The following is a 13,026-nucleotide window of genomic DNA, read 5'->3' on the forward strand; positions in this document are numbered from 1 at the left end:
AAGCTGAACAAACAACAGTCGAATTTCAGGAGCCAAGACCATGACCATCCGCCGTTTCGCCCTGGCCGCCCTGGCCAGCACCCTGATCGCCGGCCCGGCGCTGGCCGAGCAGACCCTGCTCAACGTGTCCTACGACCCGACCCGCGAGCTGTACGTCGAGTTCAACCAGGCCTTCACCAAGTACTGGAAAGAGCAAGGCAACGAGCCGGTGACCATCCAGCAGTCCCACGGCGGCTCGGGCAAGCAGGCCCGCGCGGTGATCGACGGTCTGCGCGCCGACGTGGTGACCCTGGCCCTGGCCGGCGACATCGACGAGCTGCACAGCCTCGGCAAGCTGATCCCCGAGGACTGGCAGTCGCGCCTGCCGGACTCCAGCACCCCGTACACCTCGACCATCGTGTTCCTGGTGCGCAAGGGCAACCCGAAGAACATCAAGGACTGGGACGACCTGGTGCGCGAGGACGTCTCGGTGATCACCCCGAACCCGAAGACCTCCGGCGGCGCGCGCTGGAACTTCCTGGCCGCCTGGGCCTACGCCGAGCAGCAGTACGGCAGCGAGGAGAAGGCCAAGGAATTCGTCGAGAAGCTCTACAAGAACGTCCCGGTGCTCGACACCGGCGCCCGCGGCTCGACCATCACCTTCGTCAACAACAAGATCGGCGACGTGCTGCTGGCCTGGGAGAACGAAGCCTTCCTGGCCCTCAAGGAGGAAGGCGGCGACAACCTGGAGATCGTCGCTCCGTCGCTCTCCATCCTCGCCGAGCCGCCGGTCACCGTGGTGGACAAGAACGTCGAGCGCAAGGGCACCCGCAAGCTGGCCGAGGCCTACCTGAACTACCTCTACTCGCCGGAAGGCCAGCGCATCGCCGCGAAGAACTTCTACCGGCCGCGCGACAAGTCGGTGGCTGCCGAGTTCTCCGAGCAGTTCCCGGACCTGAAACTGGTGACCATCGACGAGCACTTCGGCGGCTGGAAGGTCGCTCAGCCGAAATTCTTCGGTGACGGCGGCGTCTTCGACCAGATCTACCAGGCCCATTGAGGACGAATCGCGGGAGGCTCGCCCTCCCGCGGCCCTGGGGAGTTAGAATCCCCGCCCCCGTGGTGCGACAGGGAAGCCAGCCGGCTTCCCTTCGTCGCTCCCGGGGACAGCGCACAGGCTGTTGAGAACCTCAGCGGTTTTTCAACTGCCCGGCAACACGGCAGGCCGCCTCGGGCGCTCCTGACCGACAAGCAGGCAGACTAAAGGACAGACGATGTCTCGACGCACTTCCCCCGTCATACCCGGCTTCGGGCTGACGCTGGGCTACACCCTGGTGTACCTCAGCCTGTTGGTGCTGATCCCGCTGGCCGCGATGTTCATCCATGCCGCCCAGCTCACCTGGGAACAGTTCTGGAACATCATCTCCGCACCGCGCGTACTCGCCGCGCTCAAGCTTTCCTTCGGCACCGCCCTGGCCGCCGCCCTGCTCAACGGACTGATCGGCACCCTGCTGGCCTGGGTGCTGGTGCGCTATAGCTTTCCCGGGCGCAAGATCATCGAGGCGATGATCGACCTACCCTTCGCCCTGCCCACCGCGGTGGCCGGCATCGCCCTCACCGCGCTCTACGCGCCGAACGGGCCGATCGGTCAGCTGGCCGGGATGATAGGCCTGAAGATCGCCTACACCCCGCTGGGCATCACCCTGGCACTGACCTTCGTGACCCTGCCCTTCGTGGTGCGCACCCTGCAGCCGGTACTCGCCGACATTCCCAAGGAGGTCGAGGAGGCAGCCGCCTGCCTGGGCGCCAAGCCCCTGCAGGTGTTCCGCTACGTGCTACTGCCGGCCCTGCTGCCGGCCTGGCTGACCGGCTTCGCCCTGGCCTTCGCCCGCGGCGTCGGCGAGTACGGCTCGGTGATCTTCATCGCCGGCAACATGCCGATGAAGACCGAGATCCTACCGCTGCTGATCATGGTCAAGCTGGACCAGTACGACTACCACGGCGCCACCGCCATCGGCGTGCTGATGCTGGTGGTGGCCTTCGTCCTGCTGCTGCTGATCAACCTGCTGCAGCGGCGCATCTCGACCGCATCGACCTGAGGAGGAGCCCGTCATGTCATCCGCTACCCTGACGGCCGCTGCGGTGGCCAACGCCGCGCGGCGCGGCAACCCGCTCGGCCGCCGCCTGCTGATCGCCGGCGCTTGGCTGGTGTTCCTGCTGTTCCTCGTGCTGCCCCTGCTGGTGGTGCTCAGCCAGGCCCTCAAGCTGGGCTTCGGCACCTTCTTCGCGGCGATCTTCGAGCCGGACGCCATCGCCGCGCTGAAGCTGACCCTGATCGCCGTGGGCATCTCGGTGCCCCTCAACCTGGTGTTCGGCGTGGCCGCCGCCTGGTGCGTGAGCAAATACGAGTTCCCCGGCAAGAGCGTGCTGATCACCCTGATCGACCTGCCCTTCTCGGTGTCGCCGGTGATCGCCGGTCTGATCTACGTGCTGATGTTCGGCAGCCAGGGCTGGTTCGGTCCCTGGCTGAGCGACCACGACATCCAGATCGTCTTCGCCGTGCCGGGCATCGTCCTGGCCACCCTGTTCGTCACCTTCCCCTTCGTGGCCCGCGAACTGATCCCGCTGATGCAGGAACAGGGTACCCAGGAGGAGGAGGCCGCGCGTCTGCTCGGCGCCAACGGCTGGCAGATGTTCTGGCACGTCACCCTGCCGAACATCAAATGGGGCCTGATCTACGGCGTGGTGCTCTGCACCGCCCGGGCGATGGGCGAGTTCGGCGCGGTGTCGGTGGTCTCCGGGCACATCCGCGGCCTGACCAACACCCTGCCGCTGCACGTCGAGATCCTCTACAACGAGTACAACCACGTCGCCGCCTTCAGCGTCGCCAGTCTGCTGCTGGTCATGGCCCTGGTCATCCTGCTGCTCAAGCAGTGGAGCGAAAACCGTCTGTCCCGCCTACGTCACAGTGACGCGGAGGAATAATTCATGTCGATCGAGATCCGTAACGTCAGCAAGCAGTTCAATACCTTCAAGGCGCTGGACAACATCAACCTGGACATCCAGAGCGGCGAGCTGGTCGCCCTGCTCGGCCCCTCCGGCTGCGGCAAGACCACCCTGCTGCGGATCATCGCCGGCCTGGAGACTCCGGACAGCGGCAGCATCGTGTTCCACGGCGAGGACGTTTCCGGACGCGACGTCCGCGACCGCAACGTCGGCTTCGTGTTCCAGCACTACGCCCTGTTCCGCCACATGACGGTGTTCGACAACGTGGCCTTCGGCCTACGCATGAAGCCCAAGGCGATCCGCCCCAGCGAGGCGCAGATCAAGCAGAAGGTCCACGACCTGCTCGGCCTGGTGCAGCTCGACTGGCTCGCCGACCGCTACCCGGAACAGCTCTCCGGTGGCCAGCGCCAGCGCATCGCCCTGGCCCGTGCCCTGGCCGTGGAGCCCAAGGTGCTGCTCCTCGACGAGCCGTTCGGCGCCCTCGACGCCAAGGTTCGCAAGGAGCTGCGCCGCTGGCTGGCACGCCTGCACGACGAGGTGCACCTGACCAGCGTGTTCGTCACCCACGACCAGGAGGAGGCCATGGAAGTCGCCGACCGCATCGTGGTGATGAACAAGGGGGTGATCGAGCAGATCGGCGCGCCCGGCGAAGTCTACGAGCATCCGAAGAGTGACTTCGTCTACCACTTCCTCGGCGACGCCAACCGCCTGTTCATCGGCGACAACCACCACGTGCTGTTCCGCCCCCACGAGGTGTCGCTGTCGCGTACCGCCCTGGAAGGCCACCAGCTCGCCGAGGTGCGCGACATCCGTCCGCTCGGCGCGATCACCCGGGTGACCCTCAAGGTGGCCGGCCAGGAGGAGCCCATCGAGGCCGAGGTCGCCAAGGACCACGACAGCCTGGACGGTCTGGAGCGCGGCAAGACCCTGTACTTCAAGCCCAAGGCCGGCCAGCCGGTGCTCAACCGCTGAGCCCCGCCAGGAGCGAACGCTTCGCCCACCCGGCGCCCCGTGGCGCGGGTGGGCGAAATCGTTTCTAGGAGGCCAGCGGCTGCATCTGGGAGCGCTTGAGGCCGAACCACTGCAGCTCGGCGAACAGCGCCACCGCCAGCGCCTGGCCGATCACGAAGACCCGGCCCTGTCGGCCGCGCGCGAGGCCATCGACCAGCTGCTCGCCGCCCACGAGCCGAACCCGGCGCTGGCCATCGACCGCCACTGGCAGCTGCTGGCCGCCAACCGATGCGTCGCCCCGCTGCTCGCCGGGTTGCCGGAGGAGCTGCTGCGTCCGCCGATCAACGTGCTGCGCCTCGGCCTGCATCCGCAGGGGCTGGCGCCGCGCATCCGCAACCTGGCGCAGTGGCGCGCCCACCTGCTGGCGCGCCTGCAGCGCGACCTGGAGGTCAGCGCCGACGCCCGGCTGGGCGAGCTACTCGCCGAGCTGGCCGGCTACCCGGCGCCCGCCGGCCCGACCGAGCCCGGCGGGGTGCTGGTGCCGCTGCAGCTGGACACCCCCTGGGGCGTGCTCAGCCTGATCAGCACCACCACGGTGTTCGGTACTGCGGTGGACGTCACCCTCGCCGAGCTGGCCCTGGAGACCTTCTTCCCCGCCGATGAGCAGAGCGCCCGGATCCTCCGCCAGCTGCACGGACAGCGCGCCTGAGTTGGCCGAAGCGCCGTACAAAATCACACTTTGGAGCCATGTCCACCGGGCCGCGAGGCAGTAAGCTGGCAGGCGTTACCGACGCTCACAACAACAAGGAGCACCTCGGCATGCACAACACGGCAGTACGGCACCCGCTGCTCGCCTGGGGGCTTGCGCTGCTGGTCGGCCTGTTCGCGCTGACCGCCGCCGCCCGTCCGGCCAACCCCTACGAACTCCTCCAGGTCCATGCCTGCCGCGCCACCAGCAGCCTGCTGCTGTACCGCGGCGAGGGCTTCCAGAGCCAGCACCTGGAACGCCTGCACCAGGACCTCGCCGCCCTCGCCACCACCCTGCAGGGCGTCTCCGGCGCCAGCCCCGAGCTGCGCCAAGCACACCAGGAACTGACCGACGAACTGCGCCGCGGCCTTTCCTTCGGCTACAACGAGGAGGACGTGCCTTGGGACTACACCCAGCGCCTCAGCAAGGCGCTGCGCGACTTCCTCACCCAGGCCAGCAGCCAGGCCGACAGCGGCCCGCTGGAACTGATCCCGGTGCAGGTCGAGTACCTGGCGGTGCAGTACCTGTTCCGCTCCTACATCGGGACCTTCGAGATCGCCCGCGAGGCCGGCGACCACTACCTCGGCCAGGACGAGCGCAAGCTGGTGCCGATCCTCGACGCCGAGTTCGCCCAGCTGGAGGCCAGCCAGCCGCAGGCCATGGCCAAGCTGCGGCCCCGCTGGCAGTACCTGCGGGTCGCCCTCAGCGATCTGAACAGCGGAACCACGGCGATGGTCAGCAGCTCCGGACGTCCCTTCGCGCCGACCATGGTGGACCGCCACACCCGCTCGCTGACCCGCGCCCTGCTCAGCCTGAACTGAGCCGGCCTCCGGCGCCGGGCCTGGAGAACCTCAGTGCGCGGGCTTGCGTTCGCGGATGCAGGTCGGCCCGGCGCGCTCCTCGACGGCGCGGCGCACCTCGTCGCGCAGGCCGAACAGGAAGGCCGCCTCGGCGACCACGAACAGCGGGCCGATGGCCAGGCCGATCAGGTCGTCGACGAAGGCCGGCTTGCGGCCCTCGTACCAGTGGCCGATGAACTGGATGATCCAGCCGATCACGAACAGCCCGATGCCGGCGCCCAGCCAAGCCGCGGTACCCTGGCCGGCCACCACCGCGCCAGCCCACAGGGCCAGATACAGGAGTACCGCCATGACCACGCCGAAGCGCAGGTCCAGGCGCAGGTAGAAGACGGCGGCGGCCAGCGCCAGCAAGGTCGCCGGGGCCAGCCACAGGCCGCCCAGCGCGAAGCCCGGGCGCGACAGGAGGATGGCCACGGCCACCACGATCATGGGGATGCCGATGAAATGGCTGACTATGTTGCGCCGGTCGCGGTGGTATTCCGCGTACTGGCCAAGGTGGTCGGTGAGGGTTTTCATTATGGTTGTCCTCGCTTCGCAGGCAGGTGCGCCCATAATGCCGCCAGCCAGCCGAGCGTACTGTCGGCTAGCCGACAAACCCCCGGGAGATCCATGACCGCCATCCGTACCTACCTGCCGCGGCTGCTCGACGGCCTCTGGTTCCACCAACTGCCCGAGGCGCTGCGCGAGGCGCTGCTCGACGCCGCCGTGCTGCGCCGCCTGGAGTCCGGGCAGCGGCTGTTCAGTCGCGGCGACAAGCCCTGCGGGCTGTACGCGGTGCTGGAAGGGGCGATCCGCATCGGTGCGGTGGGGAGCAGCGGCAAGGAAGCGCTGCTGACCCTGATCGAGCCGCCCTCCTGGTTCGGCGAAATCGCCCTGTTCGACGGCCAGCCGCGCACCCACGACGCCTACGCCGAGGGCGCCACCCTGCTGCTCAACGTGCCGCAGCCGGCGCTGCTCGCCCTGCTCGAGCGAGAACCGCGCTACTGGCGCGACCTGGCCCTGCTGATGAGCCAGAAGCTGCGCCTGGCTTTCGTCGCCCTGGAGGAGATGAGCCTACTGCCGGCCTCCCTACGCCTGGCCCGGCGCCTGGTGATGATCGCCGAGGGCTACGGCTGGGCCAGCGGCGCGCGGCGGGTGATCCACCTGTCCCAGGAGCAGCTGGCGCTGATGCTGGCGATCTCCCGGCAAACCACCAACCAGATCCTCAAGGACCTGGAGGCCCAGGGCATCCTGCGCCTGACCTACGGAGGCATCGAGATCCTCGACCCCGAACGGCTCAGGCACGCGGCCCAAGGCAGGCCGTAGCCCGGCTGGCGGGGATGCAGCGGCCCGCCCAGGCGCTCGTCATTCGGCACGAGTCCCCATCGGCAGGGCCTTTCCGCGGGCAAAAAAAGACCCGCCGCAGCGGGTCGAGGTCACATTGGGTTCGTACGCGGACAGGCCACGGTCCAACCGTGCCGATCGCCATACCTGGGCGCAGTCCGGAGTCAGACTCCGGACTGCGGGGCCGGCTCAGGCCAGCTCGTCAAAGCACTCGGCGATGATCGCCAGGCCTTTTTCCAGCTGCGCATCGGGGATGGTCAGCGGCATCAGGAAGCGGATCACGTTGTAGTAGGTGCCGCAGGACAGCAGGATCAGGCCCTTCTCGCGGGCGCGGGCGACGATCTTGCCGACCAGTTCGGCGGCCGGCTTGTGCACGTCGCCGTCTTCGAACAGCTCGATGGCCACCATTGCGCCCAGACCACGCACGTCGCCGATCACCTTGTGCTTGGCGGCGATGGCCTTGAGGCCGGTCTTGAGCTTCTCGCCCACGACCTGGGCGCGCTCCAGCAGTTTCTCTTCGTCGAACACCTTGAGCACGGCCAGGGCCGCGGCGCAGGCGATCGGGCTACCGGCATAGGTGCCGCCCAGGCCGCCGGGGGCGATGGCGTCCATGATCTCGGCCTTGCCGCACACGCCGGAGATCGGGAAGCCGCCGCCGACCGACTTGGCGAAGGTGGTCAGGTCCGGGACTACGCCCAGCTGCTCGGTGGCGAAGAAGGTGCCGGTACGGCCGGCGCCGGTCTGCACCTCGTCGGCGATCAGCAGGATGCCGTGCTGGTCGCAAATGGCGCGCAGGCGCTGCATGAAGGACTTGGAGTTGACGTAGAAGCCACCCTCGCCCTGCACCGGCTCGATGATGATCGCCGCCACGTCGCTGGGCGCAGCATCGTTCTTGAAGATGCGCTCGATGCTGGCGATAGCGTCATCCTCACTGATGCCGTGCAGCTCGCAGGGCGCCAGAGCGCGGTACACGCCGCCGGGCATCAGGCCCATGCCGGCGGAGTAGGGCACCACCTTGCCGGTCAGCGACAGGGTCATCATGGTGCGGCCATGGTAGGCGCCGGTGAAGGCGATCACGCCGGGACGGCCGGTGGCGGCACGGGCGATCTTCACGGCGTTTTCCACGGCCTCGGAGCCGGTGGTCACCAGCAGGGTCTTCTTGGCGAAGTCGCCCGGAACGCGCTTGGCGATCTCTTCGCAGAGGGCGATGTAGGGCTCGTAGGCCAGCACCTGGAAGCAGGTGTGGGACAGCTTGCCCAGCTGCTCCTGAACGGCGGCCACCACCTTCGGGTGCAGGTGGCCGGTGTTGAGCACGGCGATGCCGCCGGCGAAGTCGATGTACTCGCGGCCGTCGACGTCCCATACGGTGGAGTTCTCGGCACGCTCGGCGACGATCGGGTGGATCTGGCTGACGCCACGGGCCACGGCGGCTTGGCGACGTTGCAGGAGGGATTCGTTCTTGCTCATGGTGTCCTCATTGGCCGCTCATCGTGCGGCTTGGGTCCAGAACGCCCCCGGGAAGGAGCCGTGCAGCATGCGATGATCGACTGCACAGGCTTGCCGGAGACGAGGGTTCAGGGTTACAGCTGGGCCGCCGCGCGCTCTTTCGCGCCTTGCCCCAATGACTGCGGGGCGGAGGTGGTCCGCCCCGCGTACCCTGCCTCAGAGACCGAGACAGAGGTACTTGATTTCCAGGTAGTCCTCGATGCCGTACTTGGAGCCTTCACGGCCCAGGCCGGAGGCCTTGATGCCGCCGAACGGCGCCACCTCGTTGGAGATCAGCCCGGTGTTGATGCCCACCATGCCGTACTCCAGGGCCTCGGCGACGCGGAACACGCGGGACAGGTCGCGGGCGTAGAAGTAGGAGGCCAGGCCGAACTCGGTGTCGTTGGCCATGGCGATCACCTCTGCCTCGTCCTTGAAGCGGAACAGCGGCGCCAGCGGGCCGAAGGTCTCGTCCTTGGCCACCAGAGCATCCTTGGGCACGTCGACCAGGATGGTCGGCTCGAAGAAGGTGCCGCCCAAGGCGTGGGGCTTGCCGCCGCTGACCACCTTGGCGCCCTTGGCGACGGCATCCTCGATGTGCTCCTGGACCTTGGCCACCGCCTTGGCGTCGATCAGCGGGCCGGTGGTGACGCCCTCGTCCAGGCCGTTGCCGATCTTCAGCTTGGCCACCGCGGCCTTGAGTTTCTCGACGAAAGCATCGTAGACGCCATCCTGCACGTACAGGCGGTTGGCGCACACGCAGGTCTGGCCGTTGTTGCGGTACTTGGAGATCAGCGCGCCTTCCACCGCCTTGTCCAGGTCGGCGTCGTCGAACACGATGAAGGGCGCGTTGCCGCCCAGCTCCAGGGACACCTTCTTGATGTCGTGGGCGCATTCGGCCATCAGCTGGCGACCGATCTCGGTGGAACCGGTGAAGGTCAGCTTGCGCACGATGGGGTTGCTGGTCAGCTCACCACCCACTTCGCCGGCGCTGCCGGTGACCACGCTGAACACCCCTTTGGGAATGCCGGCACGCTCGGCCAGCACGGCCAGGGCCAGGGCCGAGTAGGGGGTCTGGGAGGCAGGCTTGAGCACCATGGTGCAGCCGGCGGCCAGGGCCGGGCCGGCCTTGCGGGTGATCATCGCCGAGGGGAAGTTCCACGGGGTGATGGCCGCGGTGACGCCGATCGGCTGCTTGATGACAATGATGCGCTTGTCGGGCTGGTGACCGGGGATGGTGTCGCCGTAGATGCGCTTGCCTTCCTCGGCGAACCACTCGATGAAGCTCGCCGCGTAGGCGATTTCGCCCTTGGCCTCGGCCAGCGGCTTGCCCTGCTCCAGGGTCATCAGGCGGGCCAGGTCGTCCTGGTTGGCCAGGATCAGCTCGAACCACTTGCGCAGGATCTGCGCGCGTTCCTTGGCGGTCAGCGCGCGCCAGGCCGGCAGGGCACGGTCGGCGGCCTCGATGGCGCGACGGGTCTCGGCGGCGCCCATCTTCGGCACGGTGCCGAGGATTTCGCCAGTGGCCGGATTGTTGACCTGGATGGTCTGGCCGCTGTCGGCGTCCAGCCAGGTGCCATCGATGTAGGCTTGCTGGCGGAACAGCGTGGCGTCTTTCAATTGCATGGCGGTCTCCTGAAACCCGACACCCGAAACTCCGGGTGGATGATGGAATACGCGACGCTCGGCGCCACCGACCGCCGCTGTTTGTTATTGCGTGGGTCCCCCGACTGGCTGCGAATGCCCGAGAAACCTGGAAGTCTGCCGCGCTCCCGAAGCTCCCCGACCCCGCTTGCCGGGCGTTTGAAATGTCAAACGAATCCTAGGGAATGAGGGGAAAAAGGGCAATAGTCCGTTCAAAAAAAACAACAAAAGAGACGAGTCGCCGACCACCGGAAAAAAGTGGCGATCTACCCTCATCCGGCGGCCTTTTGGCGAGGATCTTGCGGCAAGTTTCACAGCTTGATCCAGGTGGCCTTGATCTCGGTGTACTTGGGTAAACCCAGTACGTTGTCCAGTGGAAGTGGCGCACGGCTGATGGGAGGGCTGTAGCCGAGGCTGGCGCGGGGCCTGTACCAGCTCACGGTCCTGACGGCCCCAGACCGCAGGCGATCCTGATGATAGATCTTGCGCTCAAGCCGCTGCTCGACGATACGTGCCAGCAGAATCTGCTGAAGTGGCATGCGGAGCAATGGTTCGGTCGGGACGAGCGATCCAGCAGACCAGCCTCCCCTTCCTCTTGTAGCGCCGCAGCCACTTGCAGGCAGCTCGCACACTAACGCCTGCGGTCTGAGCTACCTCCTCGACACGCAAGCCTCGCCCGATGCGCTGGACAAGAAGGGCTCGACCACAAGGCGCAAAGACGGGCATTTTCATGCGGAGTCATCCAGGACTCCTGGAAGGCTGCGTAGGATGCATATCCACAACTCCGGGAATACTCCGGATGAACAACCAACTGAGAGATCACAGCTAGGCGACGATCGAGACCACCGGCATGGACGCCCGGCGGGGAGATGCGTATTATTGCGCCCCGCAACGCACTCGTAGCTCAGCTGGGTAGAGTACTGCTCTCCGAAGGCAGTACTCACCGAGTTGAGAATCGCGAAGGCTAGTGGTCAAATTAGGCCTTCGTTCCAAATACGCACCTGTAGCTCAGCTGGATAGAGTATTGCCCTCCGAAGGCAAGGGTCGTGGGTTCAAATCCCGCCAGGTGCGCCATCTCCCCCGTGTCAGGCCCTACCGTCCCGGTCCCAAATAAGCACTGCCCCCAAGCGCATTCCTGGGGGCCAAATGGGCTGTGCCATTTCCGAGCCCTATCCGCACTCCGACTCGGCATCCTAAGCGCCGCCAGGTACAGCCTCACCCCTTCGGAAACACCCCCACGTGCGTGGGGAAGACGTCACTCATGGGGCAAACCTGCGCAGGAGTTGAGAAACACCCCCACGTGCGTGGGGAAGACCGGCCAGCACCTTTTCATCATCAATCTGCTTCAGAAACACCCCCACGTGCGTGGGGAAGACAACTCGACACCTGTTTGCACTATATCGGCTCCGGAAACACCCCCACGTGCGTGGGGAAGACTCATCAGCACTGTGCCGGATGGGTCGCTATTTGGAAACACCCCCACGTGCGTGGGGAAGACATAGCGATAAATCAGGATCAGTAAGCTCCTCAGGAAACACCCCCACGTGCGTGGGGAAGACTGCTGACGAGCGGCACTTATGGCCGCACTTCCAGAAACACCCCCACGTGCGTGGGGAAGACGACCTGCTCGGCGGCCATCAGCGCGCGGATCTGGAAACACCCCCACGTGCGTGGGGAAGACTTCTCCGAGCAATAAAAAACCCGCCGAAGCGGGGAAACACCCCCACGTGCGTGGGGAAGACCGGACGGTCGAATCGTCGATCCAACCCGCTGGGGAAACACCCCCACGTGCGTGGGGAAGACTACTGCCCCGGCAGAATGGCCCGGCTTCTGCGAGAAACACCCCCACGTGCGTGGGGAAGACCGCCTTCTGCCGCTCTCGGTAGGCTCTTTGCCGGAAACACCCCCACGTGCGTGGGGAAGACAGCTTCCCAAGCGCTCTGGGTGCGAACTGGAAAGAAACACCCCCACGTGCGTGGGGAAGACCGCCTGGCGAGTGAAGTCGCCTATAGATGCAGAGAAACACCCCCACGTGCGTGGGGAAGACGCCAGCCGAGCCACGACAGCGGACAACATGATGGAAACACCCCCACGTGCGTGGGGAAGACCCAGGTCCCGCAGGGCCTTGTTGTCCAGCTGCGGAAACACCCCCACGTGCGTGGGGAAGACGCTGGAAGAGATCCGGAGTCGAAGCGCGATGAAGAAACACCCCCACGTGCGTGGGGAAGACGGCCACAAGGGCAAAGTTATCAAGCGCTGGGAGGAAACACCCCCACGTGCGTGGGGAAGACGGCAGTGAGCTGTTCGATTCCCAAGCCGTGCAGGAAACACCCCCACGTGCGTGGGGAAGACCGTGGCCGATGCCAGCGGAGGGTTTCACAAGGGGAAACACCCCCACGTGCGTGGGGAAGACGAGGAAATCATGGTCAACGCGGCGCACGACGTGGAAACACCCCCACGTGCGTGGGGAAGACGCCCTCGTCCTTGCGCTTCATCAGGCGCGCATAGAAACACCCCCACGTGCGTGGGGAAGACGACTTCCCGAAGCTGTGCCACTTCTTATCCATGGAAACACCCCCACGTGCGTGGGGAAGACCGCACGCTGGCGCTTGATGGCGCGCTCGATCTGGAAACACCCCCACGTGCGTGGGGAAGACAGCACTGCCGGAAACCATCGCCCGCGATCCTTAGAAACACCCCCACGTGCGTGGGGAAGACATCCTGATCCACTTCTCATAATCGCGGCCCTCGGAAACACCCCCACGTGCGTGGGGAAGACTGGTGGACTTTTGTCTCACGGTGAGACTTTTGGGAAACACCCCCACGTGCGTGGGGAAGACTCATCGGAGACTTTCGACAACCAATGCGTTGTAGAAACACCCCCACGTGCGTGGGGAAGACGGCTCGAGCGCCGAGGGATATCTTCCCGGCTTGGAAACACCCCCACGTGCGTGGGGAAGACCCGTCTGCGCTGCGGGCATGGAAGATGTAGGCGGAAACACCCCCACGTGCGTGGGGAAGACTGGCTGC

Annotated in this window: 13 protein-coding genes, 1 tRNA gene and 1 CRISPR repeat array; of the genes, 8 read left to right on the forward strand and 6 right to left on the reverse strand. The window is 66.2% G+C overall.

What is annotated here, in order from left to right:
- The first annotated feature begins 40 nt into the window (after positions 1-40).
- The 4 genes from H165_RS0106725 (at position 41) to H165_RS0106740 (ending at position 3,957) form a co-directional block, all read left to right on the forward strand.
- Complete coding sequence (locus H165_RS0106725) at positions 41-1,039, forward strand: sulfate ABC transporter substrate-binding protein (protein WP_017938150.1); 999 nt, start codon at positions 41-43, stop codon at positions 1,037-1,039.
- Positions 1,040-1,253: 214 nt separating this feature from the next.
- Entirely contained in the window at positions 1,254-2,078 is an 825-nt protein-coding gene (gene cysT, locus H165_RS0106730) for a sulfate ABC transporter permease subunit CysT (RefSeq protein ID WP_017938151.1), read from the forward strand.
- A 13-nt stretch (positions 2,079-2,091) separates the two neighbouring features.
- Positions 2,092-2,964, forward strand: a complete 873-nt coding sequence (gene cysW, locus H165_RS0106735; RefSeq protein ID WP_017938152.1) for a sulfate ABC transporter permease subunit CysW — start codon at positions 2,092-2,094, stop codon at positions 2,962-2,964.
- A gap of 3 nt (positions 2,965-2,967) precedes the next feature.
- Positions 2,968-3,957 carry a sulfate/molybdate ABC transporter ATP-binding protein gene (locus tag H165_RS0106740; RefSeq protein ID WP_017938153.1) on the forward strand — a complete coding sequence of 330 codons (990 nt, stop codon included), beginning with the start codon at positions 2,968-2,970 and terminating at the stop codon, positions 3,955-3,957.
- A 64-nt stretch (positions 3,958-4,021) separates the two neighbouring features.
- Here the strand turns inward: H165_RS0106740 and H165_RS19945 are convergent, their stop codons facing one another.
- Entirely contained in the window at positions 4,022-4,168 is a 147-nt protein-coding gene (locus H165_RS19945; RefSeq protein WP_155943588.1) for a hypothetical protein, read from the reverse strand.
- Positions 4,169-4,189: 21 nt separating this feature from the next.
- Between H165_RS19945 and H165_RS18435 the strand changes: the two genes are divergently transcribed.
- Together H165_RS18435 and H165_RS0106755 are read left to right on the forward strand one after the other, a co-directional pair.
- Positions 4,190-4,645, forward strand: coding sequence for an MmyB family transcriptional regulator (locus tag H165_RS18435; RefSeq protein WP_420493617.1), 456 nt, complete (start codon positions 4,190-4,192; stop codon positions 4,643-4,645).
- Between the two features lie 110 nt (positions 4,646-4,755).
- On the forward strand, positions 4,756-5,505 hold the full coding sequence (locus tag H165_RS0106755; RefSeq protein WP_017938156.1) for a hypothetical protein: 750 nt from the start codon (positions 4,756-4,758) through the stop codon (positions 5,503-5,505).
- Positions 5,506-5,535: 30 nt separating this feature from the next.
- Here H165_RS0106755 and H165_RS0106760 read toward each other — a convergent pair whose 3' ends face one another.
- Positions 5,536-6,060 (reverse strand): Mpo1 family 2-hydroxy fatty acid dioxygenase, encoded by a 525-nt coding sequence (locus tag H165_RS0106760; RefSeq protein ID WP_017938157.1) that lies wholly within the window; start codon positions 6,058-6,060, stop codon positions 5,536-5,538.
- A 93-nt stretch (positions 6,061-6,153) separates the two neighbouring features.
- On the opposite strand from H165_RS0106760, the gene H165_RS0106765 reads away from it, so the two are divergent.
- Positions 6,154-6,849, forward strand: a complete 696-nt coding sequence (locus tag H165_RS0106765; protein WP_017938158.1) for a Crp/Fnr family transcriptional regulator — start codon at positions 6,154-6,156, stop codon at positions 6,847-6,849.
- 207 nt (positions 6,850-7,056) lie between these two features.
- Here the strand turns inward: H165_RS0106765 and gabT are convergent, their stop codons facing one another.
- The 4 genes from gabT to H165_RS20215 all read right to left on the reverse strand — a co-directional run bounded on the left by gabT (position 7,057) and on the right by H165_RS20215 (position 10,728).
- The gene (gene gabT, locus H165_RS0106770; protein ID WP_017938159.1) at positions 7,057-8,334 is read right to left on the reverse strand and encodes a 4-aminobutyrate--2-oxoglutarate transaminase; all 1,278 of its coding nucleotides are present in this window, start codon (positions 8,332-8,334) and stop codon (positions 7,057-7,059) included.
- A 195-nt stretch (positions 8,335-8,529) separates the two neighbouring features.
- Positions 8,530-9,978, reverse strand: coding sequence for an NADP-dependent succinate-semialdehyde dehydrogenase (gene gabD, locus H165_RS0106775; protein ID WP_017938160.1), 1,449 nt, complete (start codon positions 9,976-9,978; stop codon positions 8,530-8,532).
- A 329-nt stretch (positions 9,979-10,307) separates the two neighbouring features.
- Entirely contained in the window at positions 10,308-10,535 is a 228-nt protein-coding gene (locus H165_RS19820; protein WP_017938161.1) for a hypothetical protein, read from the reverse strand.
- Complete coding sequence (locus H165_RS20215; RefSeq protein WP_081609332.1) at positions 10,486-10,728, reverse strand: helix-turn-helix domain-containing protein; 243 nt, start codon at positions 10,726-10,728, stop codon at positions 10,486-10,488. Before H165_RS20215 ends, H165_RS19820 begins: the two co-directional genes overlap by 50 nt.
- Before the next feature lie 265 nt (positions 10,729-10,993).
- On the opposite strand from H165_RS20215, the gene H165_RS0106785 reads away from it, so the two are divergent.
- Positions 10,994-11,070: transfer RNA gene (locus H165_RS0106785), tRNA-Arg, on the forward strand.
- A 152-nt stretch (positions 11,071-11,222) separates the two neighbouring features.
- A CRISPR array of direct repeats spans positions 11,223-13,019; the repeat unit is 28 nt; unit sequence GAAACACCCCCACGTGCGTGGGGAAGAC.
- Positions 13,020-13,026: the final 7 nt, after the last annotated feature.

Source organism: Pseudomonas thermotolerans DSM 14292 (assembly GCF_000364625.1).
GTDB lineage: Bacteria > Pseudomonadota > Gammaproteobacteria > Pseudomonadales > Pseudomonadaceae > Aquipseudomonas > Aquipseudomonas thermotolerans.